This window comes from Streptomyces sp. URMC 129, from assembly GCF_051386415.1.
Lineage (GTDB): Bacteria > Actinomycetota > Actinomycetes > Streptomycetales > Streptomycetaceae > Streptomyces.
In genome coordinates, this window is record NZ_JBPQTQ010000031.1 from 21,175 (window position 1) to 48,006 (window position 26,832).

The following is a 26,832-nucleotide window of genomic DNA, read 5'->3' on the forward strand; positions in this document are numbered from 1 at the left end:
GTCCGTTCGGCCTTCGTACGGGCGTGCCCGTCCCGGGCCCGAACGTCAGTTCATTTTGAGCGGGGTTGTCCCTGTTTACCAACGGATGGGTAACGAAGGGTTGCCTGAGCCACCACAGGTGGGAATCGGCCGGGCATGAAAGAGAATTCGCCGTTCGCCCCCCGCCCGCTGCACCAACTCACCGATGCGCGGCGGCTCGTGATGACCAGCCAGGAACTTCGCGAGCACGGGGTGTCCCTCGCCGCCGCGCACGAGCGCTGCCGGCCCGGGGGGCCCTGGCAGATGCCGCTGCCCGGAGTGTTCCTGCTGCACGCGGGGCCGCCCACCGGTGAGGAGATCCTGCGTGCCGCCCTGGGCTACATCGGCGGCCGGGAGGGCGAGGCGGTCGTCAGCGGGCTGGCCGCGCTCGCGCTGCACGGCTTCACCGGGGCGCCGCCGCTGACCGCGCTGGACCGGGTGGACGTGCTGGTGCCGCGCACCCGGCGGCTGCGGACGGCCGGGTTCGCCCGCGTGGTCCGCACCCACCGCCTGCCCCGGCCCGTGGAGTTGGGCGGATTCCCGGTCGCCCCCGTGCCCCGGGCGCTGGCCGACGCGATCGCCCGGCTGCCCGACCCGCTCGCCGTACGGCGGCTGCTCACCGAGGCCGTGCGCGGCGGGCACTGCGATCCGCAGGCCGTCGTCCGGGAGTTGTCCCGCGCCCGGCTGCTCGGTCACCCGCACGTGGCCGCCGCCGTGGACACGCTGCTCGTGGAGGGCCGGACCATGGCCGAGGAGCGGCTGCTGGAGACGGTGCGGACGGCGGGCCTGCCCGACCCGTGCTGGAACGTGGGCCTGTGGCTGCCGGACGGGCCGTTCCTGTGCGCCGTGGACGCGTACTGGCCGGAGCAGGCCGTCGCCGTGGAGATCGACGCCCGGCTGCCTCGGCAGCGGGCGGACGAGGCCGAGCGGGCCGAGCACGACCGCGTCCGGCAGACGCTGGCCGGGCTCGGCATCACCCTGATCCGGGTGACGCCGCGCAAACTCCGGGAATCGCCCGGGCTACCCGCCGAAGCGGTGCGGCAGGCCCTGCGGGCGTCCCCCGGCCGGGCCCAGGCCACCTACGTCGTGGTCATGCCGCGCTGACACGCGAACGCGACGGGCCGGAACGCGTCAACTCCAAGGCCCTCTCCCTTCCCCACGGTCCCTTCCGTATGATGACCGGTCATCCTGCTCCGGATTCCGAACAAGGATGCCCATGTCACTGAGACACCAGCCCATAACCCCACCGGCCGGCGACCCCGGCCGCGGTCGCCTGCGCCGCACGGCGCTGGCCGCCGGCCTGGTGGCGGCCCTCGCGCTGACCGGCGCCACCCCGGTCGTGGCGGCCGGCGACCCGGCCGACGGCGGGACCGACGCGGGGACCGACAAGCCGCTCGGCGAGAAGTTCGGCACCCAGGACGCCGCGCTCCTCGCCGAGGCCAGGGCCGCCGACAAGCCGTTCGTCACGATGATGATCGCGGCCGAGCCGGGCGAGACGGCGGAGGTGGCGGAGCAGCTCGACGGCGTCTCGGGCGCCTCCGTCGGCTTCACCGAGGACGAGATCGGCTATGTCCGGGCGACCGTTCCCACCGGCCGGGCCGAGGCCGCCATCGACGAGGTGGCCGGGCTGTCCTCGGTCCTCGCCATCGACCTCAACGACGTCATCGAGGTCCCCGACCCGGCACCCGAGTCCGGCGCGGGCGACCGGGCCACCGTGGAGCAGACCTACCCGGGACCCGACGAGGACACCCCGGCGGTCAACCCCTACCAGCCGTCCCACGAGACCGGCGCCGTGGAGTTCGTCGAGGACAACCCCCGCTACGACGGCCGCGGCATCACCATCGGCGTCCTCGACAGCGGCGTCGACCTGGCCCATCCGGCGCTGCGGGAGACCACCACCGGCGAGCGGAAGATCACCGACTGGGTGACCGCCACCGACCCGATCATCGACGGCGACGCCTCGTGGCGGGCGATGCTCACCTCCGTCTCCGGCCCGTCGTTCACCTACTCCGGGCGGGAGTTCACCGCGCCCGCCAGGACCTTCCTGATCAGCACCTTCCGCGAGTCCGTCGCCGTCGGCGAGGTCGGCGGCGACGTCAACCGGGACGGTGACACCACCGACTCCTGGCCGCTGCTGTACGACCCGGAGGCGGGCACGGTCCGCGTCGACCTGGACGGCGACGCCGACTTCACGGACGACGCCGCGATGGAGCCGTACGGCGAGAGCGGGCAGGTGGGCTGGTTCGGCACCGACGACCCGGAGACCGCCGTCGCGGAGACCATGCCGTTCGTGGTCGAGATCCGCGAGGACGTCCCGATGGACCCCCTGGGCGGCGACTGGGTCGGCCAGGTCCGCGACTTCGTCAACATCGGCATCGTCTCCAGCGACCACGGCACCCACGTGGCGGGCATCACCGCCGCCAACGGCCTGTTCGGCGGCGAGATGAACGGCGCCGCGCCCGGCGCCACCATCGTCTCCTCGCGCGCCTGCCTCTTCACCGGCGGCTGCACCTACACCGCGCTCTTCGAGGGCATGATCGACCTCGTCGTCAACCGCGACGTCGACCTCGTCAACGTCTCGATCGGCGGCCTGCCCGCCCTCAACGACGGCAACAACGCGCGGGCGCAGCTCTACAACGAGCTGATCGACACCCACGACGTGCAGTTGTTCATCTCCGCCGGCAACGACGGCCCCGGCACCAACACCGTCAGCGACCCGTCCGTGGCCGAGCGGGTGGTCAGCGTCGGCGCCGCCGTCTCCCGCGAGACCTGGGCCGCCAACTACGGCTCCGAGGTGCGCACCGACTACGCGATGATGCCGTTCTCCGGCGTCGGCCCGCGCGACGACGGCGGGTTCAAGCCGACCATCGTCGGTCCCGGCTCCTCCATCAACACCGTGCCCACCTGGATGGCCGGCGCCCCGGTCGCGGAGGCCGGGTACGACCTGCCGCCGGGCTACGCCATGCTCCAGGGCACCTCCATGTCCTCGCCGCAGGTGGCGGGCGCCTCGGCGCTGCTGCTGTCCGCCGCGGAGCAGCGCGGCATCGACCTGTCGGCCGCCGATCTGCGGACCGCGCTGATGAGTTCGGCCGACCCGATCCGCGGCGTCCAGGCCCACGAGCAGGGCACCGGCCTGATGGACACCGAGGGCGCCTGGCGGCTGATCACCCGCGGCGCCACGGCCCACGAGTACACCGTCTCGGCCCCGGTCGACCACACCCTCGACGGCTTCCTGGACACCCCGGGCTCCGGCGACGGCGTCTACGACCGCGAATCCGCCCCGGCGGTCGGCGAGTCCGAGACCTACGAGATCACCATCACCCGCACCACCGGCCCCGACCGTTCCGTACGGCACGAGCTGGACCTGGCCGACAACGACGAGGACACCTTCCGGATCGTCGGCTCCGGCTCGGTCAAGCTGCCGCTGAACACGCCCGTCACCGTGAAGATCAAGGCGAAGCCGCGTTCGCTCGGCGCGCACAGCGCGATCCTCACCGTGGACGACCCGGCGACCCGCGGTACCGACAAGCAGATCCTGTCCACCGTCGTCGTGCCGCAGGAACTCGACGGCCCGGCGTACACCCTGTCCGAGTCCGGCACGGCCCAGCGCAACAGCACCACCTCGTACTTCGTCACCGTGCCCGAGGGCACCGGCACGCTCCAGGTCGCGATGAGCGGGCTGGCGGAGGGCAGCCAGACCCGCTGGATCGCCATCACGCCCGAGGGCACCCCGGCCGACGAGTCCGCCACCACCCAGTGCTACCCGAACTACGACAACCCGGCCAACGCCTGCCGGCCCGACCTGCGGTCCTACGCCGACCCGGCGCCGGGCGTGTGGGAGATCGAGGTCGAGTCCCGGCGGACGTCGCCGCTGCTGGACAACCCGTACACGGTCACGGCGACCGCGCTCGGCGCCACGTTCGAGCCCGGGACGGTGACCGTGGAGGAGGCGCGGGTCGGCACGCCGGTCCCGGTCACCTGGGACGTCACCAACGGCTTCGCGCCGGTCGAGGGCTCGCTGGAGGCCGGGGAGCTGGGCTCCGCCCTGTCGGCCACGCCCACCATCACGCCCGGTGAGTACGTCACCAGCGAGGTGCGCCTGCCCGAGGGCGCCTCCTCGTTCACCGTCGGGATCAGCGACGCGTCCGACCCGGGCGCCGACCTCGACCTGTACGTGTACCTGGACGGCGAGGAGGTGGGCGCCTCCACCAGCCCGACGGACGACGAGGTCGTGCGCATCGACGACCCGGCGGCCGGCACCTACACCATCGAGGTGCACGGGTACGCGGTGCCCAGCGGCAGCACCACCTTCGCCTACCGCGACGCGTACCTCAGCGCGGGCCTGGGCACGGTGGCCGTGGACACCGGGCAGTCCGTGGACCTGGGCACCGGCGAGTCGGCCGAGGTCGCGGCGGAGGTCACGGTGGCCGGGGCCGCGCTCGCGGCCGGCGCCGACCGCCAGGTCTTCGGGGAGGTCCGGCTCGTCAACGAGGCCGGCACGCTCGTCGGCACCGGCCACATCCTCGTGGAGCACGTGACCGAGTGACTCCCTGACGCTGCCTCACCAACGTGTCCGGAACACCTCACCGGGGCGGGGGCGGCGCATCCGCCGCACCCGCCCCGGTGGCGCTCGGCGTGGAAGGATGGCGGCGAAGAGACAGGAAGAAGGAGACCACCAGGTGCCTGGCACGAATCTGACCCGGCAAGAGGCGCAGGAGCGGGCACGGCTGCTCGGCGTGGACAGTTACGAGATCACCCTGGATCTCTCCGGCGCGCAGGAAGGGGGCACCTTCCGCTCGGAGACGACCGTGCACTTCACCGCCCGCGAGGCGGGCTCGACCTTCATCGACCTCATCGCCCCCGAGGTGGAGGAGGTGGTCCTCAACGGCGTGGCCCTGTCGCCGTCCGAGGTCTTCGCCGACTCCCGCATCGCGCTGCCCTCGGTGGCGCAGGGACACAACGAGCTGCGCGTCGTCGCGGACTGCGCCTACACCAACACCGGTGAGGGGCTGCACCGTTCGGTCGACCCGGTGGACCAGCAGGCGTACCTGTACACGCAGTTCGAGGTGCCGGACGCGCGGCGGGTCTACGCCTGCTTCGAACAGCCGGACCTGAAGGCGACGTTCCAGTTCACCGTGACCGCCCCCGACGGGTGGACCGTCATCTCCAACTCCCCGACACCCCAACCGCACAACAACATCTGGCGGTTCGAGCCGACGCCCCGCATCTCGTCGTACATCACGGCGCTGATCGCCGGCCCGTACCACTCGGTGCACAGCAGCTGGCAGGGCGAGGGACGCACCGTGCCGCTCGGGATCTACTGCCGGCCCTCGCTGGCCGAACACCTCGACGCCGAGGCCATCTTCGACGTCACCCGGCAGGGCTTCGACTGGTTCCAGGAGAAGTTCGACTACCCGTACCCGTTCGCCAAGTACGACCAGCTCTTCGTGCCCGAGTTCAACGCGGGCGCGATGGAGAACGCGGGCGCCGTCACCATCCGCGACCAGTACGTCTTCCGCTCCAAGGTCACCGACGCGGCCTACGAGATGCGGGCCGAGACCATCCTGCACGAGCTGGCCCACATGTGGTTCGGCGACCTGGTCACCATGGAGTGGTGGAACGACCTGTGGCTGAACGAGTCGTTCGCCACGTACACCTCCATCGCCTGCCAGGCGCACGCCCCGGGCAGCCGCTGGCCGCAGGCGTGGACCAGCTTCGCCAACTCCATGAAGACCTGGGCCTACCGGCAGGACCAGCTTCCCTCCACCCACCCGATCATGGCGGAGATCCGCGACCTGGACGACGTCCTGGTCAACTTCGACGGCATCACCTACGCCAAGGGCGCCAGCGTGCTGAAGCAGTTGGTCTCCTACGTCGGGGAGGAGGAGTTCTTCCGGGGCGTCCAGACCTACTTCAAGCGGCACGAGTGGTCCAACACGCGGCTGACGGACCTGCTGACCGCGCTGGAGGAGACCAGCGGCCGTGACCTGAAGGCATGGTCGAAGGCGTGGCTGGAGACCGCCGGGATCAACATCCTGCGGCCCGAGATCATCCTCGACGAGGCCGGGAACATCACGGAGTTCGCCGTCCGCCAGGAGGCCCCCGCGCTGCCCGCCGGTGCCAAGGGCGAGGCCGTGCTGCGCCCGCACCGCATCGCCATCGGCCTGTACGAGCTGACCGACGGCGCGCTGGTCCGCACCGAGCGCGTCGAACTGGACGTGGACGGCGAGCTGACGAAGGTGCCGCAACTGGAAGGCCGCGCCCGCCCGGCCGTCGTGCTGCTCAACGACGACGACCTGTCGTACGCGAAGGTGCGCCTCGACCCGGACTCCACGGCGGTCGTCGCCCAGCACCTGGGCGACTTCACCGAGTCGCTGCCGCGCGCGCTGTGCTGGGCCTCGGCCTGGGACATGACGCGCGACGGCGAGCTGGCCGCCCGCGACTACCTGTCGCTGGTGCTCTCGGGCATCACCAAGGAGACGGACATCGGCGTGGTGCAGTCGCTGCACCGGCAGGTGAAGCTGGCGCTCGACCTGTACGCGGCGCCCGCCTGGCGCGAGACGGGCCTGGCGACCTGGTCCGCGACGACGCTGGAGCAGTTGCGGGCCGCGGCGCCCGGCAGCGACCACCAGCTCGCCTGGGCCAGGGCGTTCGCGGCCACCGCCCGCACCGACGAGCAACTCGCGCTGCTGGCCGGGCTGCTGGCGGGCACCGAGACGGTCGAGGGGCTGACCGTCGACACCGAGCTGCGCTGGGCGTTCCTCCAGCGGCTGGCCGCCACCGGCCGGGCGGGTGAGGCGGAGATCGCGGCGGAGCTGGAGCGCGACCCGACCTCGGCGGGCGAGCGCCACGCCGCCACGGCCCGGGCCGCCCGCCCGACGGCCGAGGCCAAGGCGGAGGCGTGGGCTTCGGTGGTGGAGGACGACAAGCTGCCCAACGCCGTGCAGGAGGCGGTCATCGGCGGCTTCGTGCAGACGGACCAGCGGGAGCTGCTGGCGCCGTACACGGAGAGGTACTTCGAGGCGCTCAAGGGCGTCTGGGAGAGCCGCAGCCACGAGATGGCGCAGCAGATCGCGGTCGGCCTCTACCCGGCGATCCAGGTCGCGCGGGCCACCCTGGAGGCCACGGACGCCTGGCTGGACTCCGCCGACCCGTCCCCGGCGCTGCGCCGCCTGGTCACGGAGTCCCGCGCGGGCATCGAACGCGCCCTGAACGCCCAGGCCGCCGACGCGGCGGCGGCCGTCTGATCCCCGGCCGACACCGACCGGCCCGGGCCCGCGGCCACAGCCGCCGCGACCCCGGGCCGGTGCCGTCGGCGGTAGCGGGTTGACCGGGTCCCCCGGGCGCTGAATCCTGTTCTCTCAAGGGGATTTGATGCCTCAGGGGGTTCGCCGTGGAATTCACCATCGTGGGGACGGGGCCGGAGGACGAGGCGGAACTGCTGTCCCTGGTCCGCTGGCTCAGGCAGGATCCGGAGCTCACCGGGACGGCCACCGTCAAGCTGGTCGAGGGAGAGCAACCGCCGGGGACCATGGGCGGGGTGCTGGAGGCCGTGCACGTGATCGCCGGGGACGTGGTCACGGTCGCCGGGCTCGCCGTGTCCGTGGCCACCTGGCTGTCGTCCCGGACGAAGCAACGGTCCCGCACCATCAGGCTCGACGGGCAGGACCGGGTCCTGCCGCCCGACGCGACCGTCGATGACGTCCGCGCGCTGCTGCGGGAACTCCACGAGAACGGGGAGGACGCCAGGTGAACTCCCGGCTGCCGCACCCGCGGCGGTCGCAGGCGGTCCTCGTCGGCGGCTCGCGGTACGAATACCACCCCGACATCGAGTCGGTGGACCGGAACCTGGACTCGCTGTGCCGGATCCTCACGGACCCGGCCTACTGGGGGCTGCCCCGGGCGAACTGCCACGTCGTCCGGAACCCGGAGCACGCGGACCAGGTGATGACAGTGCTGGAGACCGCGGCCGAACGCGCCACGGACGCGCTGATCTTCTACTTCGCCGGGCACGGGCTCGCCGACGAGGGCGGTCTGTACCTGGCGCTCAGGAACACCCGCAAGCCCCGGTCGGCCGCGCGCTACAACTCCGTCCACTACGACTGGGTGCGCTCCGCGCTGCTCCAGGGCGACTCGCCCGCCACTCGCCGCATCGTCATCCTCGACTGCTGCCACAGCGGCCACGCCGCCAGCGAGGAGATGGGGGTGCTCATGGGGTCCGGGCAGATGGAGGTACACGGGGCCGTCGTCTGGGCAGCCACCACGCCGACCCGGCTGGCCGTCGCCCCGGTCGACGCCGAGTACACCGCGTTCACCGGGGAGTTGGTACGCACCCTTGAGGCGGGCATCGAGGGCGCGCCCGACATCCTCGACATGGACACCATCTTCAAGCGGGTCAGCCGGAACCTGGTCGCCCGGGACCTTCCGCGGCCGGACCAGCAGAACCGGGCGCTGGGCGGCCAGTTGGCCCTGGTGCGGAACCGCGCGCTGGCCGGGGCCGCCCGGACGCCGGCCGCCGGAGCCGGCGCCGGGGAGGCCGCCACGCCCGGCCTGGACCGGGCCGTCGAGCAGTTCGCGGGCAGCGCGTCCTGGGAGCCGTTCACGTGGGGCCCGATGCGCACCGATCTGCTGATCGTCGAGGGCGACGGGGAGAGCGTCATCCAGGAGGGCTCCGTCCACGTGCGGACGATCGACGAGGATGTCGAACTGCCGGAGGAGATGGCCCAGTGGCGCGCGGAGATCGAGGCCGAGCAGGAGGCACTGCGCCGCGCGGGGAAGCCGTACTTCTGGAACGGGCTCAACTACGCCGTCGACCGGATCACGATCGGGCGCGTCGCGGAGACGGAGGCCCCGGAGATCTACATCCAGCTCCAGAACTCCGACTACTACACCTTCCGGGCCACGCAGGAGCTCGACCGGCCGTTCGCGGACGGCACCACACCCAGGAGCCGGTACCTCGACCCGTACGACCCGCTGGAGGTGCCCGCGTTCATGGCGTCGTCCTTCGGCACGAACGTCGCCGTGGTCACCCGCGACGAGAAGCTGATCGTCTCGCGGCGCAGCCAGATGGTGGGCTCGCACCCCGGCACCTGGAACTCCTCGGCCAACGAGGCCCTGTCCCGGGTGGTGGACAACGCGGCGCGCCAGGCCCCCAGCCTCTTCAACGTGGCCCGCCGCGGCGTCAGCGAGGAACTGGGGTTCAGCGCGGGCGAGTACCGGCTGTCCCTGCTGGCGCTGACACTCGACAAGAGCACCCACCAGTGGGGAGCCCTGTTCTACGCGCGGCTGCGCCAGGTGACCTCGCACGAGTTCATCGCCCGCCGGTCCCGCGGCGTGTCCGACAAGTGGGAGCACGACCGCCACGAACTGGTGGACTTCGAGATCGAGCCGGTGACCCGGTTCATCTTCGACCCGGAGCGCGCCGGACTCTGGGCCCCCTCGGCGCCGGGCCTGTTCTACCTGGCTCTGGTGAACAAGTACGGCAAGGTGGCCGTGGAGCGCGAGAGCGCGCGTGTGGTCGCCCGGCTGCCGTACGCCTGACGGCGGGGGCCGCCGGGCGGCGGGGCGTCAGCGCCTGCGGTCGCTCAGCACCACCAGGCCGGCGATCAGGGCGAAGAGGGCGATCGGGGTCAGCACGAAGAGGCCGAGCGTCTCGGCCACGCTCAGGCCGCTGCCCGGGTCGTCGCCGTCGTCCCGGTTCAGGGCCTGGGCCGCCGGGGATGTCATCAGCGTCAGCAGCACCGTGCCGAGCGAGACGGCGAGGGCGCGCTTCTTGTTCAGGTTGACCACGGACACCACAGTAGCCAACGCCCTCCGCCGCCCGTTCACGGCCCCGCCGCAGGCCGGGCCAGCTCCTCGCGCACCGCTGCGACCAGGGCCGCGACGCGGGACGACGCGGTCAGCTCCTCCAGGGTGACCGGGCGGCCGGTGGCGTCGGCGATCGGCAGGCGCCAGTTCGGGTATTCGCGCCACGTGCCCGGCAGGTTCTGCGGGCGGCGGTCCCCGAGGCCGTCCGGCAGCCAGATCCCGACCATCGCGGCCGGGGTCCGGGCCAGGAAGCGGTAGGCGGCGGCGATCCGCTGCTCCTCGGGGGCGCCGCGCGGCAGCAGACCGAGGCGGGCGAAGGTGTCCAGCCACTCGGCGTTCTCCGCCATGAGCGAGCGCAGCGCCTCGGCCGGGTCGTCCTGGAGGCCGAGCCGTTCCTTCAGCCGGACGTAGCTGCCGTCCAGGCGGGACGCGGTGGGCGGCAGGTCGTGCGTGGTGACCGTCGCCAGGCAGGCCGCGCGCCACTCCTCGGGGCGCAGCGGCGGCTGCTTCCGCCGCTCCCAGTGCCGCTCGAACCACAGCACCGAGGTGCCCAGCACCCCGCGCCCGGCCAGGTCCGCGCGCACGCCCGGCTCGACGGTGCCCAGGTCCTCGCCGATGACCGGCACACCGGCGCGGTGCGCCTCCACGGCCAGGACGCCGAGCATGGCGTCGGCGTCGTACGACACGTAGGTGCCCTCGTGCGGCGCGGCGCCCTCGGGGATCCACCACAGCCGGTACTGGCCCATCACGTGGTCGACGCGCAGCGCGCCCGCGTGCCGGGTCAGGGCGGCCAGCAGCTCGCGGTAGGGGACGTAGCCGCGCTCGGCCAGCGCGTCGGGGCGCCAGGGCGGCAGGCCCCAGTCCTGGCCGCGGTCGTTGAACGCGTCGGGCGGCGCGCCGACGGAGATGCCGGAGGCCAGCACGTCCTGCTGGGCCCAGGCGTCCGAGCCGTGCGGGTGGACGCCGACGGCCAGGTCGTGGACGAGGCCGATCGGCATGCCGGCCAGCTCGGCGGTCCGCTGGGCGCGGGCGAGCTGGACGTCGGTGAGCCAGGCCAGCCAGCTGTGGAAGTCGATGCGCTCCAGGTGGTCGCCCCGGGCGCGGGCGGTCTCGGCCGAGCGCGGGTCCCGCAGCCCGGCGGGCCAGGCGCGCCAGTCGGGCCCGTACAGCTCGGCCAGGGCGCACCAGGTGGCGTGGTCCTCCAGCGCCTGTCCCTGGCGGGCGAGGTAGGCCCAGTACGAGGCGGCGCGGCCGGGGCCGAGCGGGACCCGGCGGACGGTCTCCAGCGCCTGGAGCTTCAGCGCCCACACGGCGTCGCGGTCGATGGGCGCGCCCTTGCCCAGGACGGCGGCGCGCAGGGCGGCGGCGCGGGCCAGGATCTGGTCGGTGCGGTGCCGGGCGTCGGCGTCGAGGTAGGCGTACTCGGGGATGTCCTCGACGCGCAGGTAGACGGGGTCCGCGAAGCGGCGGGTGCCGGGCCGGTACGGGGAGGGGTCGGTGGCCTCGCCGGAGGTGCCGGGGACGGCCGCGTGCAGCGGGTTGACCTGGATGAAGCCCGCGCCCAGCGTGTGGCCGGCCCAGCTCGCGAGGTCGGCGAGGTCGACCAGGTCGCCCATGCCCCAGGAGCGGTCGGACAGCACCGAGTAGAGCTGGACCAGGAGTCCCGCGGTGCGGCCCTTCGGGGCGGGCAGCCGGGCGGGGGCGACGATCAGGGTGGCGCGTGCGGTGCGGCCGTCGGGAGCCTCGGCGCGCAGGGTGTGGCAGCCGGGCGGGAGCGGGCCGTCGTCGTAGGCGCGGTCGGTGCCGTCCTCGGTCCCGACGCGCAGCGCGGTGCCCGCCGGGAGGCCGGGCACGGGCACGAGGGGCGGCGCGGCGGCACGGCCGGGGTCGTGGCCGGTCTCGCGGACCACCACGGTGGGCGGCAGGAGCCGGGGCTTCGCGGCGGCGGCCCCGGGGTCGCCGGCGTCCACGCCGAGGGCGGCCAGGACGGCGACGACCGTGTCCCTGGGGACCGTGACCCGGCGGCCGGGCGCCGGTTCGTAGGAGGTGGCGACGCCATGCGTCGCGGCCAGGCGCGACAGCCGGTCCATCAGACCTCGCCGGCCTCCGCGCCGCCGCGGCCGTTGGGCTCCGCGGTGAGGGGTGGCTGGACGGCCAGCGGCTGCTCGGCGGTGAGGGGGGTGAGGTCGCCCAGGGGCGGCTCGCTGGTCAGCGGGACCTCGCGGGCGGAGGTCCCCTCGGGCATGCGGGTCAGGGCGGGCCCGTCCGGATGGGGCACCGGCCGGGACGCGGTCCGGGGAGGCACTGCCAGGTCGGGTACCAGGTCGTCGATGGTCCGGGCGGCTCCGGCCACGGGGAACTCCGTTCGGTGACGGCGGCGGGCTGTCGGGGGTGCTCTACCCAGTCAACGGCACCGCATCCATTCCCGCGACGGGAAAGCGACGCAGCTCACGTGCTCCGCGGCGGAAGATTTTCCGCGGCGGCCGGTGCCGGGCGGGATTTTTCGCGGCGGGGAGGGGGCGGCCCGTCGGGGTCAGGCGGGTCTGCCCTCGATTCTGGCCAGGGCGTCGTCGGCGCCGTAGGGCCGCAGGTACGGCAGCCACCGCGGGTCGCGGTGGCCGGTGCCGATGATGCGCCAGGCCAGTCCGGTCGGCGGCCCGGGCGTATGTCGGAGCCGCCAGCCCAGCTCGGAGACATGCCGGTCGGCCTTGATGTGGTTGCAGGTCCGGCACGCGGCGACGACGTTGTCCCAGGCGTGCTGGCCGCCCCTGCTGCGCGGAATGACGTGGTCGACGCTGGTGGCGACGCCGCCGCAGTAGGCACAGCGGCCTCCGTCGCGGGCGAAGAGCGCCCGGCGGGTGAGCGGCACGGCCGTGCGGTAGGGGACGCGCACGAAGCGCTTCAGCCGTACGACGCTCGGGGCGGGTATCGCGTCGGTGGCGCTGCGCATGAAGGAGCCGGAGTCCTCCAGACTGACGGCCTTGTCGTTCAGGAGCAGGATCAGAGCACGGCGGACAGGTACGACCCCAAGCGGCTCGTACGACGCGTTGAGGACCAAGACGTGTGGCACGAAAACGCCCTCCGTTTCCGTCGGCGGCACGTGGCTCGCGCCGGGACGATCTCCCTCAGTGTGTCCCGCGCACGGCCGCCCGCGCCACCACGATCGCGAAATGTACTGATTGTGTCGTTCGCCACACGGCTCCCTTGTCTCCCGCTTTTCCCACCTTCCCCGCGTGGCCTGTCCGTTCTCGCGGGGCGGGCGCCCTGACTACCGTGGACCGGTGACAGGGGCAGTGCGGCGGGCGGGAGAGGACTGAAGGGGACGCATGGGAGACAACTGGGAGGCCTGGCTCGCGTCCGGGCTGCGGATCGCGCTGATCCTGGGTATCGCGTTCGCCCTGCGCTTCGTCGTGCGCCGCGCCATCACCCGGCTCATCACCCGGCTGAACCGCGAGGACAGCGCCAAGCGCCGCTCGGCCGCCCTCGGCGGGCTGCTGGTCAACCCGGAGCGGCGCAGGCAGCGTTCGGAGACCATCGGCTCGGTGCTGCGCAGCACAGCCTCGGTGCTGGTGCTCGGCACGGCGGGCCTGATGGTGCTGGACGAGCTGGGGGTGCGGCTGGGGCCGCTCATGGCCAGCGCGGGCATCGCGGGCGTGGCGATCGGCTTCGGGGCGCGCAGCCTGGTGGCGGACGTGCTGAGCGGCCTGTTCATGCTCCTGGAGGACCAGTACGGCGTCGGGGACACCATCGACGTCGGTGAGGCCACCGGGACCGTGCTGGAGATCGGGCTGCGGGTGACGACCCTGCGCGGCGACACCGGCGAGACCTGGTACGTCCGCAACGGCGAGATCAAGCGCGTGGGCAACCTCAGCCAGGGGTGGGCCACCGCGGCGGTCGACGTGTCCGTCGACGCGGGCGCCGACCTCGACCAGGTGCGCAAGCTGATCGCCATGGTCGGTGACGAGCTGGCCGGGACCCCGCCCTGGGACGAGCTGCTGTGGGAGCCGGTGGAGGTGCTGGGCGTCGAGTCGGTCGCCGGGGAGCAGCTCGTGCTGCGGGTCATCGCCAGGACCCAGCCGGGCAAGGGCCCGGTGGTGGAGCGGGAGCTGCGCTGGCGGATCAAGCGGGCGCTGGACGGCGCGGGCATCGCGCGGGCGGAGACCGGGGGCCCGTCGCTGCCCGCGGGCGCGCCCGGCGCGGCGGCCGGCGGCCCGGCCCCGGCGGACGGCGGCGGGGGCGGGGGCGGCGAGGCGTAACGTGCGGCGGCGCGCGCGTCAGTGCCGCGCGGGGGCGGACTCCGGCGCGTGCTCCCACGTCAGCAGCGTGAAACGGTGGTGCGCGCCGTCCCTGGCCATCGGCTCGTCGTCCGTGAGCCGGTAGCCGACGGCGCGCGCCACCGCGGCGCTCGCCACGTTGTCCCGGTCGATCCGCAGCACCACGCGGGCGGGCGCCAGCTCGCGGTGGGCGAAGCCGGTGAGCACCCGCAGCGCCCGCGCGGCCAGTCCCTTGCGGCGGTGGGCGCGGCCGACCGTGTAGCCGAGTTCCACCTCGCGGCGGCCGTCCTCGTCCGGCAGCAGCACCACCTCACCCAGCGGCGTCAACCCATCGATGGTGATGGCCAGTTGGATCCGGGTGCCGGCCGCCGCGCGGGCCAGCGCGTTGCTCAGGTACTCGCGGGCGGCGTCCTGGCCGAAACGGCGACCGCAGCGGCGTCCAGCGGGCGATCTCCGGGTCGTCGAAGAGGTCCGCCATGAGTCCGGCGTCCTCCTCGGTCCACTGCCTGAGGTGGACGCCGTGCCCCGAGAGGCGGACAGTGGTCGGCAGCACGAAATCGGGCTGACTGGTCATAGGACGATCCTGCCGTGCGTGCGGAACCGCCCGGCGGCCACCCGCGTGATTGCGGGGAACGGGACCGGAGAAGCCCCGCGCGTCGGCGATCACGGCAAAGATCTCGCAAGGGCTGTGTGGCCGCTCGGGCCGGGCGGCATACTGACGGCCGTGGCCCGTGCCGGATACGTGAGGGGGAGGGCCCGGAACGTGACTGACCCGCCGACCGCGCCACCCGGCGCGCCGCCCGCCCCGGCGGCGCCGCCGGCGCCCGCCCGGCCGGCTCCCACCGCGCCGCCCGAGGTGCCGCGCCGCCGCTCCGCCTTCGCGGAGGGCGCGGCCCGGCTGCGGGCCGGCGCGCGCACCGAGCCCGGCCGGCTGCGCATCATCGGCGCCGTCGTCGCCGGGCTGCTGCTGCTCCTGGGCGGCGTCACGTTCGCGGAGATCTCCGCGCGGGCCGACGACGTCCAGACCGTGCGGGCCAGCAGCCAGCCGCTGGCCGCCCGCGCGGCCGAGATCTACCGCTCGCTCGCCGACGCCAACACCACCGCGGCCGTGGGCTTCCTGGCCGGGGCCGAGGAGGACCGGGAGACCCGCCGGCGGTACGAGGAGGCCATCGACACCGCCGCCGCGCTGCTGGCCGAGGCCGCCGCCCACAGTGCGGCCTCCGCGGCGGCGCAGAGCCATATCGCCGCGCTCAACGAGGCGCTGCCCGACTACACCGGCCTGGTCGAGACGGCCCGCGCCAACAACCGGCAGGGGCTGCCGCTGGGCGGCGCGTATCTGCGGTACGCCGACGAACAGATGCAGCAGACGATGCTGCCGGAGGCCGCGGAGCTGTACGCGCTGGAGACCGAACGGTTCCAGCAGGACCTGGACGACGCCAGGGCCTGGCCGTGGGTGTCGGTCGTCACCGGCCTGGCCGTGCTGGCGGTGCTGCTCTGGGCGCAGCGCAGGCACTACCTGCGCACCAACCGGGTCTTCAACCAGGGCCTGCTGGCCGCCACCGCCACGACCACCGTGCTGCTGCTGTGGATGGCGGGCGCGCACGCCATGGCCCGTGCGGCGCTGAACGACGCGGACCACGGCGCGGCCCAGTCGCTCAGCTCGCTGTACGACGCGCGGACCGAGGCGCTCAAGGCGCGCGGCGACGAGAGCATCACGCTGATCGCGCGCGGCGCGGGCAGCGAGTCCGAGGACAGCTACCAGCGGCACATGACCCGGCTCGCCGGGCCGGAGGGGCAGCCGGGGAGCGGCCTGCTGGACGACGCCCGCGCCCTGGCCGACGACGACGAGGGCCGGGCCCCCGTGGAGCTGGCCATCACCGCCACCGGGGAGTGGCGGGCCCGGCACACCGACGCCCGCGCGCTGGAGCTCGCCGGGGCGTACGAGGAGGCCGTGGAGATGGTGATCGGGGCCGAGGGCTCCACGGGGGAGAGCTTCGACGCCGTGGACCAGTCGCTGGCCGAGGCGGTGGCGCACGAGAAGGCGGAGTTCACCCGGGCCGCGGACGAGGGCCACGCCGCGCTGGGCGGCCTGCGGACCGGGGTCGTGCTGCTGTCCGTGCTCGGGGCCGTGGGCGCGGCGCTGGGCATCGGCCGCAGGCTGTCGGAGTACCGGTGAGGGCGCGGGAGGTGCGGACCATGCCGGAGCGGGGACCGGACGAGCGGCAGGGCGCGGCGCGCCGCGCCCTGCCGGGGAGGCGCGGGCGCGCGCGGCGGCGCGACCGGCGGGCGCTGTTCCTGGCCGCGGCGGGGCTCGCGCTGGCGGGCGGCGTGCTCGCCGGCTCGCTGCCGCCCGGCCCCCTCGCCGGGTCGCCGGAGGCCGGGCGGACCCGCGCCACCGAGGCCCGGCACGCCGACCACGGACCGGCCCCGGCCGCCGTCCCCGAGCGGTGCGCGGACGGCAGGGACCCGGTCGAGAGCTACCCGCCGGCCCGGATCGCGGGCTCCGCCGTGGAGGACATCCGGGAGCGCGGCCAGCTCGTCGTCGGCATCGACCAGAACAGTTACCTGTGGGGGTACCGCTCCCCGCAGACCGGCGAGATCGTCGGCTTCGACATCGACCTGGTGCGGGCCATCGCCGAGGACCTGCTCGGCCCGGGCGCGGAGGTCAGATTCCTGGCCATCCCCACGGACCAGCGCATCCCCGCGCTGCGCGACGGGGTCGTGGACATGGTGGTGCGGACCATGTCGATCACCTGCGAGCGCTGGGAGGAGGTCGCGTTCTCCACCGCCTACTTCGAGACCGGCCAGCAGCTCCTGGTGCCGGACGACTCCCCGATCGAGGGGTTCGACGACTCGCTCGACGGCATGCGGGTGTGCCGGGCCAACGGCTCCACCGCCGCCCGGCTGCTGGACAGCGAGAGCCACGGCGCGCAGCTGGTGGGCGCGGACAACCACCTGGACTGCCTGGTGCGGGTCCAGCTCGGCCTGGCCGACGCCCTGATGACCGACGGGGCGCTGGCGGCCGGGCACCTGGCACAGGACCCCTCGATGCGGCTGGCCGACACCGCGCTCACCCACGAGTCCTACGGCGTCGCGATGAACCTGGCCGACACCGACCTGGTGAGCTGGGTCAACGCCGTGCTGGAGGATTACCGGGCACCCGGTCCGGACGGCGAGCCGAGCGAGTGGCTCCGGTCGTACGACCGGTGGCTGGCCCGCTATCTGTACGACCCCGCCACCGATCCCCCGCCCGCGCCGCCGGAACCGCGGTACCGGGACCCGACCGATCCGTGACCCGGCTCCGGCCGGGGAAGGATCAGCCGGACGCCGCACGCGGCGGACGGCGTGACACGACGGAGAAACATGACGGAGGGGAGAGCGATGGCCCCGGATTCCGGCGGGCAGGTGCTGAGCCGGGAGGAGGTGGACCGCGCGCTGGCGCGGCTCGGCGCCGAGCACGAAGCGATCGAGTCCTCCTTGCTCGCGTTGCAGGACCACGCGGGCCGCAGGCTCCTCGAAGGCGCCGACCTGTCCGGCGTCACCCGGGAGCGGTGGGCGCGGGCCGAGCGGACGGCGTCCCGGCTGTGGGCGTACTTCGACGCCTGCACGGACGCCCTGGAGACCGCCAGGGAGCTGCGGGCCAGAAGCCGTTTCCCGGGCCCGGACGACCTGCTCCGGCTCAGCGCGCTGGTGGACGGCGACCACCTGATCGCCTCCGGCCCCGGTGAGGGCCACGCCGCCGAGCGGCTGACCTGGGCCGAGCTGGTCGACCGGATGAACACGGGCTACGCCGAGGTCCTCGACGTCGTCATCGCCGCCGACGCCGTCTGGTCGGCGCTCCCGGCCCGTATAGACCTCCTCTCCGCCGAGCTGCGCCGGCTCAGCGAGCTGGCGCACTCCGTCGGCGTGCGCCCCGGCGCGCACCCGGCGGGCGACGACCTCCAGCGGGTCACCGGCGAACTGACGGCCCTGCGCGCCGAGGTGATCGCCGACCCGCTCGCGTTCTGGATCCCGGACGGCGGGAGCAGCGCGCCCGGCGGCGGGCGGCCCGACACCGCGCGCTACGACCACGCCGCGCGCGCCCTGGACGACATCCGGCGCGAGGTGGACGCCGTGATCGGCGTGCGCAAGGACGCCGAGGAGCGGCTGATCCGGCTGCGCGACGTGCTCTCCCGGGCCGACCGCACGCTGGCCGAGGCGCGGACCGCGCGCGGCGAGGTGCTGGCGAAGATCGCCGCCTCGGAGGTGCCGGCGGTCAGCGGCCCGAACAGCGTGCTGCACGAGCAGGTGGCCACCGCCGCCGACTACCGGCGCCGCGCGCAGTGGCACCGGCTGTCCCCGCTGCTGGAGTCGCTGGAGCAGCGCGCCGAGGAGGAGCTGGAGCGGGCCCGCGCCTCCCTCGCGGCGGTCACCGCGCCGCTGGCCGTGCGGGCGGAGCTGCGCGGCCGGCTCGACGCCTGCCGGGCGAAGGCCGCCCGGTACGGCAAGGCGGAGGAGCCGATGCTGGCCGAGCGGTACGACCAGGCGCGGCGGCTGCTGTGGACCGCGCCCTGCGACCTGCGCGCCGCGGAGAACGCGGTGCTGCGCTATCAGCGGGCGGCGGCCGAGATCCTGGTCCCCGGCGAGGAGGACCGGCCGGCGGACGGGAGGAGCGACCCGTGACGGCCTGTCAGCGGCCCGGCTGCGCGGGCGCGTACGAGGACATGGGCGGCGGTGAGCTGTACTGCGGCGTGTGCGGGCTGGCGCCCGTCGTCTCGCCGGAGGGCATGATCGGCTCGGCCGCGACCGGCGTCACGGGCTCGGCCCGGGGCGCGGACGGCGCGGACTCCTCCTCCTCGGGCGAGGGCTCGGGCTCGGGCGGCGGGCGGGGCAGTTCGAGCGGCAGCGGCTCGTCGCACTCGCAGTTCTCCCGCCGCTCGGTGTCCGGGCGGCTGTGGCGTGCCGTCTCGGGCGGGCTGCCGGGCCGTTCGGTCACGGTGCGCAGCTCCCGTACGAGCACCGGGAGTTCGGCCCGCGCGCGGCTGGGCGCCGGACTGGTGACGATGCCGGAGGTGCCCCGGCCCGACCCGCTCTCCGCCGTCCTGGAGGACCCGGAGGTCCCCGAGCGCAAACGGTTCTGCGGCAACAGCGACTGCGGCACGCCGGTCGGCCGCTCCCGCGGCGGGCGGCCGGGCCGCACCGAGGGCTTCTGCACCAAGTGCGGCCACCCGTACTCGTTCATCCCCAAGCTGGAGCCCGGCGACGTGGTGCGGGGCCAGTACGAGATCGCGGGCTGCCTGGCCCACGGCGGCCTGGGCTGGATCTATCTGGCCATCGACCGGGCCGTGTCCGACCGGTGGGTGGTGCTCAAGGGCCTGCTGGACACCGGTGACGAGGACGCGATGGCCGCCGCGATCTCCGAGCGCCGCTTCCTGGCCGAGATCGAGCATTCGAGCATCGTCCGCATCTACAACTTCGTGGAGCACCTGGACCGGCGCACCGGCAGCGTCGACGGCTACATCGTGATGGAGTACGTCGGCGGCAAGTCGCTGAAGGAGATCGCCAACGCGCGCCGCGCCCCGGACGGCCGCCGCGACCCGCTGCCGGTGGAGCAGGCCTGCGCGTACGGGATCGAGGCGCTGGACGCGCTCGGCTATCTGCACAGCCGCAACCTGCTGTACTGCGACTTCAAGGTGGACAACGCCATCCAGCAGGACGACCAGCTCAAGCTGATCGACATGGGCGCGGTGCGGCGGATGGACGACCACGAGAGCGCCATCTACGGCACGGTCGGCTACCAGGCGCCGGAGGTCGCGGAGATCGGCCCGTCCGTCGCCTCCGACCTCTATACGGTGGCGCGCACGCTGGCGGTGCTGACGTTCGACTTCCAGGGCTACACCACGGTCTTCGCGGACAGCCTGCCGGAGCCGGAGCACATCGAGGTCTTCCGGCGGTACGAGTCGTTCTACCGCTTCCTGGTGCGCGCCACCGATCCCGACCCGCGCCGCAGGTTCGCCTCGGCGCAGGAGATGGCCGACCAGCTGACCGGGGTGCTGCGGGAGATCGTGGCCATCAGGACCGGGCAGCCGCGCCCGGCGCTCTCCCGGATGTTCGGGCCGGAGTCGCGCGTGGTGCACACCGAGCTGGTGCCGCCGCCCAGCGGCCCGGTGTCGCAGCTCGGCACCCGCGAACGGCGGCGCGGCGGCGGCGCGCGATCCGCCGCCGGTCCCGCCGCCGGGACCGGCGCGCCCGCCGTGACGGTGCCACCGCCCCGGCCGGCCACGCCGCCGCTCCCGGCCGCGCCCCAGACCGTGACCCTCGACCTGCGGCAGATCGCGCTGGCCCTGCCGGTGCCGCGCGTCGATCCGGGCGACCCCAACGCCGGGTTCCTGGCGGGCCTGGCGGCCACCTCGCCGGCCGACCTGGTGGTGGCGCTGCGCTCGGCCCCGACCGATTCGGTGGAACGCCGGGTCAGGGAGCTGCGCGCCTATCTGGAGATGCCGGGCGAGGAGGCGGAGCGGGCGGTCCGGGAGACGCTGGCCGCGCTGGCCGCCCGCAACGCCAGCGACTGGCGCGTCGTCTGGTACCAGGGCCTGGCCGCGCTGGTGCGGGAGGACTGGGAGCTGGCCGCGCTCTCGTTCGACGCGATCTACGACGCGTTCCCCGGCGAGGTGGCGCCCAAGCTGGCGCTCGCGGTGTGCGCCGAGGCGCTCGGGCAGCTGGACAACGCGGCGGACTACTACGAGCTGGTGTGGACGAGCGACCCCGGCCATGTCAGCGCCGGTTTCGGCCTGGCCCGGGTGCGGCTGGCGGCCGGGGACCGGCGGCGCGCGGTCCGGGCGCTGGAGTCGATACCGGAGACGTCGGCCCACTACACCGCCGCGCGGGTCGCGGCGGTGCGCGCCCGGCTGCGGCAACGGCCGTCCACCGAGGACCTGCTGCCCGATCTGCTGGCCGCCGGACAGCAAGTTGCCAGTTTGCGTCGCGCCGGACTGGAACCATCACTGGGTGAACAACTGTCCTGCGAAGTGCTGGGTTGCGCGCTGGACTGGGTATTGTCCCAACCTCCCGGACAGTCCCGTCAGCAAACGGAGCACCCGACCGAGCTCCTCGGTGCTCCGCTCGACGAGACCGGTATCAGACTGGGCCTTGAACGCTCCTACCGGCGCCTGGCCCGGCTGGCGCAAACCAGTAGTGAACGGACCGAACTGGTGGAAGCGGCCAACCGCTTCCGCCCGAGGACATGGGTGTGACAATGCCGCAGCTCGATCAACTCTCCGCCTGCCCCGGCTGTGGCGAGCCCCTCGAGGACGACGACCGCTTCTGCGGAGTGTGCGGCAGGGATCTGCGAGCGGCCGGGCGCCGCACCCCGCCCCCGGCGTCCGGCGCCGCCGCGCCCGCGCCGCCGCCGCGGTCGTACACGCCCACCGAGCACGACTTCACCCTGCCGCCCCCGGCCACCGGGCACGAGGCGGAGCCCGGGACCGGGCCCGGCGCGGAGAGCGCGCCGCGGCCCGAACCGCGGCCCGAACCGGAATCCGGCCCCGCGCCCGCCCCCGCGCCCGCGCCCGCCGGGATCCCGCCCATGCCGACGACGCCGCCGCGCGTTCCGGCCGCCGACCCGCGCGCGGTCGACCCCCGCGCGCCGCTGGCCGCCGCCGACCCGCGCGCCGCCGCGCCGACCCGCTGCGCGGTGTGCGGCAACGGGCAGGTCGCCGAGGACGGTTACTGCACGGAGTGCGGGCGTCCGCAGCCCGGCGAGCGCGACCACGTGGAGCGCGCCCTCGGCGGCGTCGCCGCCGTCAGCGACCTGGGCCTGCGCCACCACCGCAACGAGGACGCGTTCACCGTCTCGGCCACCGCCCTGTCCGACGGCTCCCCCGCCGTCATCGCCGTCGTCTGCGACGGCGTCTCCTCCTCCAGCCGCCCCGACGAGGCGTCCGCGGCGGCGGCGGAGGCCGCGCAGGAGTTCCTCCTCGACGCGCTGCCGCGCGGCGTGGACAGCCGGCGCGCCATGCACGAGGCGCTGGTCGCCGCCGCGGGCGCGGTCAGCGCGCTGGCCGACCCCGCCGAGCAGGAGCCCGGCCGGAACGCGCCGGCCTGCACGATCGTCAGCGCGATCACCGCGGGCCGCACCCTCACCATCGGCTGGATCGGCGACAGCCGCGCCTACTGGGTGCCCGAGGAGGAGGGCGCCGCGCCCGCCCGCCTCACCCAGGACGACTCGTGGGCGGCGCAGATGGTCGCGGCCGGGCTGCTCAGCGAGGCCGAGGCGATGAACGACCACCGGGCGCACGCCATCACCGCCTGGCTCGGCGCCGACGCGCAGGAGATCGAGCCGCACACCCGCTCGTTCGAGCCGGACCGGCCCGGCGTCGTCATCGTCTGCACCGACGGCCTGTGGAACTACGCGGAGACCGCCGAGGAGATGGCGCGCGTGGTGCCCGCCAAGGCGCGGTCCGCGCCGCTGGCCGGCGCCCGGCACCTGGTGCGGCACGCGCTCGACTCCGGGGGCCACGACAACGTGACGGTCGCGGTGATCCCGTTCCCGGCCGAGGCGGACCGGTCCGGGAGCGCCTGACCGGCGGCCGTTCCACCCCCGGGGACGACAACGGCGTCAGGAGGGCACGGCCATGGCGGACTTCGCGAAGTCGCACACCCCGCGGTTCACCGTGGAGGTCCACCAGAACCCGTATCTGCCCCGCGGCGCCCGGGAGACGCACGCCGTCGTCACCGTCACGGCCACCGGCAGCGGCGGCCGGCCGCTGCCCGCCGACGGTCCCCGGGCCGCCGTGGTCCTGATGGTGGACTGCTCCGGATCGATGAACCGCCCGCCGGACAAGCTGCGGCACGCGCGGCTCGCCACCGAGGCGGCGATCGGCGCGCTGCCCGACGGGGTGGCGTTCGCGGTCGTCGCCGGGAACCACCGGGCCGCCGAGGTCTTCCCCGGCGGCGGCCGGCTCGCCGTCGCGGACCCCGCTACCCGCGCCGCCGCCCGGACGGCGGTGCGCGGCCTGACCGCCTCCGGCGGCACGGCCATCGGCACCTGGCTGCGGCTGGCCGCGCGGCTGTTCGCCACCACTCCGGCCGGCGTCCGGCACGGCGTCCTGCTCACCGACGGCCGGGACGAGCACGAGACCCCGGCGCGGCTGCGGGAGGCCCTGGACGCCTGCGCGGGCCGGTTCACCTGCGACGCGCGGGGCGTGGGCACGGACTGGCGGGTGGCCGAGGTCACCTCGATCGCCTCCGCGTTGCTCGGCACCGCCGACATCGTGGCCGAACCGGAGGGGCTGACCGCCGACTTCACGGCGATGATGACGGCCGCGACGGGCAAGGAGATCGGGGACGTCGGCCTGCGGCTGTGGACGCCGCACGGGGCGTCGGTCCGGTTCGTCAGGCAGGTCGCGCCCAGCGTCGAGGACCTGACCGGCCGCCGGACCGCGTCCCCGCCGCGCTCCGGCGACTACCCCACCGGCTCCTGGGGCGACGAGTCCCGCGACTACCACGTGTGCGTGCGGGTGCCGGACGCCGGGGTCGGCCGGGAACTGCTGGCCGCCCGCGTCGCGTTCGTCGTCCGGGACCCCGCCGACCCGGCCGGGCCGCCCGCCGCCTCGCTCGGCCACGGGCTGATCCGGGTGGTGTGGACGGACGACCTCGCCGCCGCGGCGGCCGTCAACCCGCAGGTCGCCCACTACGCCGGTCAGGCGGAGCTGGCCCGGGCGATCAGGGAGGGGCTGGAGCTGCGCAGACGCGGCGACGCCGCCGGGGCCGGCGCGCGCCTCGGCCGCGCGGTGCGGCTGGCACACCTCTCGGGGCACGAGGCGACGGCGAAACTGCTCGCCAAGGTAGTGGACGTGGAGGACGCGGCGACCGGTACTGTTCGACTGAAGACCACGGTCGCCGAGGTCGACGAGATGACCCTGGAGACCCGGTCGACGAAGACGGTCGGAGTGAAGAAGAAGCCGAGCGAAGACGAGTGACGCGCGTGACGTGAGGGGGAGGCACCACCATGCCGACTTGCCCGAACGGCCACCAGTCGGTGGCCGAGGACTGGTGCGAGGTGTGCGGTCACCGCATGCTTCCGCCCGCCGCCGTTCCCGCGCAGCCGGCACCGGCACCGCCACCCCCCGGCTTCCCCGGCGGCCAGGGCCAGAGCCCGCCGCCCTACCCCGGCTACCCCGGCTACCCCGGCTACCCCGGCCAGGCCGCCCCGGCCACCGCGCCGATGGCGCGGACCCAGCTCTGCCCGCAGTGCCACACCCCGCGCGAGGGGCAGGCCCCGTTCTGCGAGGAGTGCCGGTACAACTTCCTGACCAACTCCCCCACCACGTACATACCGCCGACGCCGCCCGGCCCCCGCCGGCCGGTGTACGGCCAGCAGCAGCCGGCGTCCGCGCCACCGCACCAGCAGCGCCCGCAGCACACCGAGCACTCGCTGCACACCCAGCCGCCGCCGCAGCAGCAGCCGCAGCCGAGCGGTGACTGGATGCTGCCGCCGCCCCACCAGGCGCCGCCCCACCAGGGCCCGCCCGGGTACCCGTCGGCGCCCCAGCCGCAGCCGCCGCAGCAGCGGACCGCCGGCTGGATGGTCACCATCGGCCCCGACCCCGTGTACTTCGCGGCGATGATGAGACGCTCGGGCCCGGAAGCGGCCCAGCTCTCCCTCCCCGCCTACGCGCCCGAGCAGCGGATGCCGCTGAACGGGCCGCAGGTCACCATCGGCCGCCGCCGCCAGTCCACGGGCGAGGCCCCCGACATCGACCTCTCCCGGCCCACGGAGGACCCCGGCGTCTCCCACCAGCACGCCGTCCTGGTCCAGCAGCCGGACGGCGGCTGGGCCGTGGTGGACCAGGACTCGACCAACGGCACCACCGTCAACGGGGCCGAGGACCCGATCCAGCCCTACGTCCCGGTCCCGCTCCGCGAGGGCGACCGCGTCCACGTCGGCGCCTGGACGACCCTGACCCTCTACCGCGGCTGACCCCGGGCCGCCGCCGTTCACCGCGGTGCCGACGGCGGTCGCGGCCCGGACCGCGCGGCGGCGTCAGCCGGGGGTGTTGACCATGGAGCGGGCCGCGTAGACCAGGTACCCCCACAGCTGCCGCTCGTGCTCGGGCGCCAGGCCCAGCGCGTCCACGGCCTCGCGCATGTGGCGCAGCCACGCGTCGTGCGCCGCCTGGTCCACGGCGAACGGCGCGTGCCGCATCCGCAGCCTGGGGTGGCCGCGGTGGTCGCTGTAGGTGCGCGGGCCGCCCCAGTACTGCATGAGGAAGAGCGCGAGCCGCTCCTCCGCCGGGCCGAGGTCCTCCTCGGGGTACATCGGCCGCAGCACCGGGTCCGCCGCGACTCCCTCGTAGAAGCGGCGGACGAGCTTGCGGAACGTCTCCTCGCCCCCGACCTGCTCATAGAACGACTGCTGGTCCGTCACCCCTCCATGGTCGCAGATCCCCGACACGCCGAATCGTTATTGATCGTTCACCCCGGAAGCGCACCCCGGGGCACCGGTGGCATGTCTAATGCAGAGTGAAAGGACGACTGCGCGGCCCCTCGCGCCACCGGGATTCGATGACCAAGAGCCGTGATCCGCACTGGGACAACCTGCGCTACATATCCGGCACCCTGGTGGTCTTCGGGCACCTGACCGACACGATCATGGACCGTGACGGTCTCCGCTGGCTCCAGATCGCCACCTGGGCGCTGCGCGTCCCCGTCTTCGTGATGGTCGCGGGGTACTTCAGCCGGGCCGACACCCTCACCGCCCGCGAGGCCAGGCGGCTCGTCGAGTCGATCCTGGTGCCCTATCTGGCGATCGGGTTCCTGCACACGCTCCAGCAGCGGTACTTCTGGGGCGACTGGAACTTCCAGATCGCCCAGCCGCCCTGGGCGCTGTGGTTCCTGCTGTCGCTGCTCTTCTGGCGCGTGGGGCTGCCGTACCTGGTGCAGCTCCGCCACCCGCTGGCCACCTCCGTCGTCGCGGCGCTGGCCGTCGGCTACCTCTCGGACTTCGGCGACTTCATGTCGCTGTCCAGGACGGTGTGCTTCCTGCCGTTCTTCCTGCTCGGCTGGAAGCTGCGGCAGGGCCTGTTCGCGGAGGCGCTGGCGGCGGCGTGGAGCCGCTGGGCCGCGCTCGCGGTGATCGCCGTCACCTGCGTGGCCGCGTGGTTCGCGCGCGAGGAGGTGGCGTTCAGCTGGCTGCGGATGAGCAAGCCGTACGACGCCACGTACGAGCTGCCGCTGCCGTGGGACTGGGTCGTCCGGGGCGGGGTGCTGTGCTGCGGCATGGTCATCGCGCTCGCCTTCGTCCGGCTGGTGCCGCGCCGCAAGCTGCCGCTGGTCACCTATCTCGGCGCGGGCGGCCTGTACATCTACCTGCTGCACCCGCTGGTGCTGCGTCCGGCCCTGCGCTGGTGGGGCGTGGACTGGGTCGGTCCCTGGTACGAGCAGGCGCTGATGCCGCTGGCCGCGATCGCGCTCAGCGTGGTCCTCGGCTCGGCACCGGTGCGCAGGGTCTTCCGGCCGATCGTGCAGCCCTCGCTGGACTGGCTGTTCCGGACCGAGCCGGAGAAGCCGGGGAAGCCGGGGAAGTCCGCGCGGCCGGGGAGCCCCGGAGGGCCCGGGACCGAGCCCGCCGTCCCGGGCCAGCGCCAGGCCGCCGACCCGGCCGCCGCTACGCGGAGCTAGTGTCCTGAGTCGGAGATTCGTCGTTGGTCGGGTGTGACGCGACCTGGACCGAGGATTCCGCCGTTGACGCTGT

Annotated in this window: 19 protein-coding genes and 1 pseudogene; 14 read left to right on the top strand and 6 right to left on the bottom strand. The window is 74.3% G+C overall.

The genetic code is table 11. The annotated features are described in order from the left end of the window. Positions 1-135: 135 nt before the first annotated feature. From ACSNOC_RS09255 to ACSNOC_RS09275, 5 genes are all read left to right on the top strand, one after another. Positions 136-1,122, top strand: a complete 987-nt coding sequence (locus tag ACSNOC_RS09255; RefSeq protein ID WP_436746813.1) for a hypothetical protein — start codon at positions 136-138, stop codon at positions 1,120-1,122. A gap of 106 nt (positions 1,123-1,228) precedes the next feature. Next, positions 1,229-4,564 (top strand): S8 family serine peptidase, encoded by a 3,336-nt coding sequence (locus tag ACSNOC_RS09260; RefSeq protein WP_436746814.1) that lies wholly within the window; start codon positions 1,229-1,231, stop codon positions 4,562-4,564. A 133-nt stretch (positions 4,565-4,697) separates the two neighbouring features. Further along, positions 4,698-7,265: an aminopeptidase N gene (pepN, locus tag ACSNOC_RS09265; RefSeq protein WP_436746815.1), complete on the top strand. Its 2,568-nt coding sequence runs from the start codon at positions 4,698-4,700 to the stop codon at positions 7,263-7,265. A 146-nt stretch (positions 7,266-7,411) separates the two neighbouring features. Then, the gene (locus ACSNOC_RS09270; protein WP_436746816.1) at positions 7,412-7,771 is read left to right on the top strand and encodes an effector-associated constant component EACC1; all 360 of its coding nucleotides are present in this window, start codon (positions 7,412-7,414) and stop codon (positions 7,769-7,771) included. Beyond that, entirely contained in the window at positions 7,768-9,558 is a 1,791-nt protein-coding gene (locus ACSNOC_RS09275; RefSeq protein ID WP_436746817.1) for a caspase family protein, read from the top strand. Before ACSNOC_RS09270 ends, ACSNOC_RS09275 begins: the two co-directional genes overlap by 4 nt. A 27-nt stretch (positions 9,559-9,585) precedes the next feature. Here the strand turns inward: ACSNOC_RS09275 and ACSNOC_RS09280 are convergent, their stop codons facing one another. The 4 genes from ACSNOC_RS09280 to ACSNOC_RS09295 all read right to left on the bottom strand — a co-directional run bounded on the left by ACSNOC_RS09280 (position 9,586) and on the right by ACSNOC_RS09295 (position 12,895). Continuing rightward, positions 9,586-9,798 (bottom strand): hypothetical protein, encoded by a 213-nt coding sequence (locus ACSNOC_RS09280; RefSeq protein WP_436746828.1) that lies wholly within the window; start codon positions 9,796-9,798, stop codon positions 9,586-9,588. A 44-nt stretch (positions 9,799-9,842) separates the two neighbouring features. After that, complete coding sequence (malQ, locus tag ACSNOC_RS09285) at positions 9,843-11,915, bottom strand: 4-alpha-glucanotransferase (RefSeq protein ID WP_436746818.1); 2,073 nt, start codon at positions 11,913-11,915, stop codon at positions 9,843-9,845. Further along, entirely contained in the window at positions 11,915-12,178 is a 264-nt protein-coding gene (locus ACSNOC_RS09290) for a hypothetical protein (RefSeq protein ID WP_436746819.1), read from the bottom strand. The genes malQ and ACSNOC_RS09290 overlap by 1 nt, the downstream gene beginning before the upstream one ends. 180 nt (positions 12,179-12,358) lie before the next feature. Further along, positions 12,359-12,895, bottom strand: coding sequence for an HNH endonuclease (locus ACSNOC_RS09295; protein WP_436746820.1), 537 nt, complete (start codon positions 12,893-12,895; stop codon positions 12,359-12,361). 250 nt (positions 12,896-13,145) lie between these two features. Between ACSNOC_RS09295 and ACSNOC_RS09300 the strand changes: the two are divergent. Continuing rightward, positions 13,146-14,081 (top strand): annotated as a pseudogene (locus ACSNOC_RS09300) (mechanosensitive ion channel family protein); the annotation flags it as partial. Between the two features lie 18 nt (positions 14,082-14,099). Here the strand turns inward: ACSNOC_RS09300 and ACSNOC_RS09305 are convergent. After that, positions 14,100-14,657: a GNAT family N-acetyltransferase gene (locus tag ACSNOC_RS09305; protein ID WP_436746829.1), complete on the bottom strand. Its 558-nt coding sequence runs from the start codon at positions 14,655-14,657 to the stop codon at positions 14,100-14,102. Positions 14,658-14,862: 205 nt separating this feature from the next. Here ACSNOC_RS09305 and ACSNOC_RS09310 point away from each other — a divergent pair, with 205 nt between their 5' ends. The 7 genes from ACSNOC_RS09310 to ACSNOC_RS09340 all read left to right on the top strand — a co-directional run bounded on the left by ACSNOC_RS09310 (position 14,863) and on the right by ACSNOC_RS09340 (position 25,059). Then, positions 14,863-16,275 (top strand): hypothetical protein, encoded by a 1,413-nt coding sequence (locus ACSNOC_RS09310; RefSeq protein WP_436746821.1) that lies wholly within the window; start codon positions 14,863-14,865, stop codon positions 16,273-16,275. 20 nt (positions 16,276-16,295) lie between these two features. After that, entirely contained in the window at positions 16,296-17,393 is a 1,098-nt protein-coding gene (locus tag ACSNOC_RS09315; RefSeq protein ID WP_436746822.1) for a glutamate ABC transporter substrate-binding protein, read from the top strand. A gap of 69 nt (positions 17,394-17,462) precedes the next feature. Continuing rightward, positions 17,463-18,761 (top strand): hypothetical protein, encoded by a 1,299-nt coding sequence (locus ACSNOC_RS09320; protein WP_436746823.1) that lies wholly within the window; start codon positions 17,463-17,465, stop codon positions 18,759-18,761. A gap of 41 nt (positions 18,762-18,802) precedes the next feature. Continuing rightward, positions 18,803-21,331 (top strand): tetratricopeptide repeat protein, encoded by a 2,529-nt coding sequence (locus tag ACSNOC_RS09325; RefSeq protein ID WP_436746830.1) that lies wholly within the window; start codon positions 18,803-18,805, stop codon positions 21,329-21,331. 2 nt (positions 21,332-21,333) lie between these two features. Then, a complete protein-coding gene (locus tag ACSNOC_RS09330; RefSeq protein WP_436746831.1) occupies positions 21,334-22,659 on the top strand; it encodes a protein phosphatase 2C domain-containing protein in 1,326 nt (441 codons plus the stop codon). 52 nt (positions 22,660-22,711) lie between these two features. Further along, the gene (locus ACSNOC_RS09335) at positions 22,712-24,058 is read left to right on the top strand and encodes a VWA domain-containing protein (RefSeq protein ID WP_436746824.1); all 1,347 of its coding nucleotides are present in this window, start codon (positions 22,712-22,714) and stop codon (positions 24,056-24,058) included. Positions 24,059-24,087: 29 nt separating this feature from the next. Further along, positions 24,088-25,059 (top strand): FHA domain-containing protein, encoded by a 972-nt coding sequence (locus tag ACSNOC_RS09340; RefSeq protein WP_436746825.1) that lies wholly within the window; start codon positions 24,088-24,090, stop codon positions 25,057-25,059. A gap of 63 nt (positions 25,060-25,122) precedes the next feature. Here ACSNOC_RS09340 and ACSNOC_RS09345 read toward each other — a convergent pair whose 3' ends face one another. Next, a complete protein-coding gene (locus ACSNOC_RS09345; RefSeq protein WP_436746826.1) occupies positions 25,123-25,506 on the bottom strand; it encodes a globin in 384 nt (127 codons plus the stop codon). 137 nt (positions 25,507-25,643) lie between these two features. Here ACSNOC_RS09345 and ACSNOC_RS09350 point away from each other — a divergent pair, with 137 nt between their 5' ends. Continuing rightward, positions 25,644-26,759 carry an acyltransferase family protein gene (locus tag ACSNOC_RS09350; protein WP_436746827.1) on the top strand — a complete coding sequence of 372 codons (1,116 nt, stop codon included), beginning with the start codon at positions 25,644-25,646 and terminating at the stop codon, positions 26,757-26,759. Positions 26,760-26,832 lie beyond the last annotated feature (73 nt).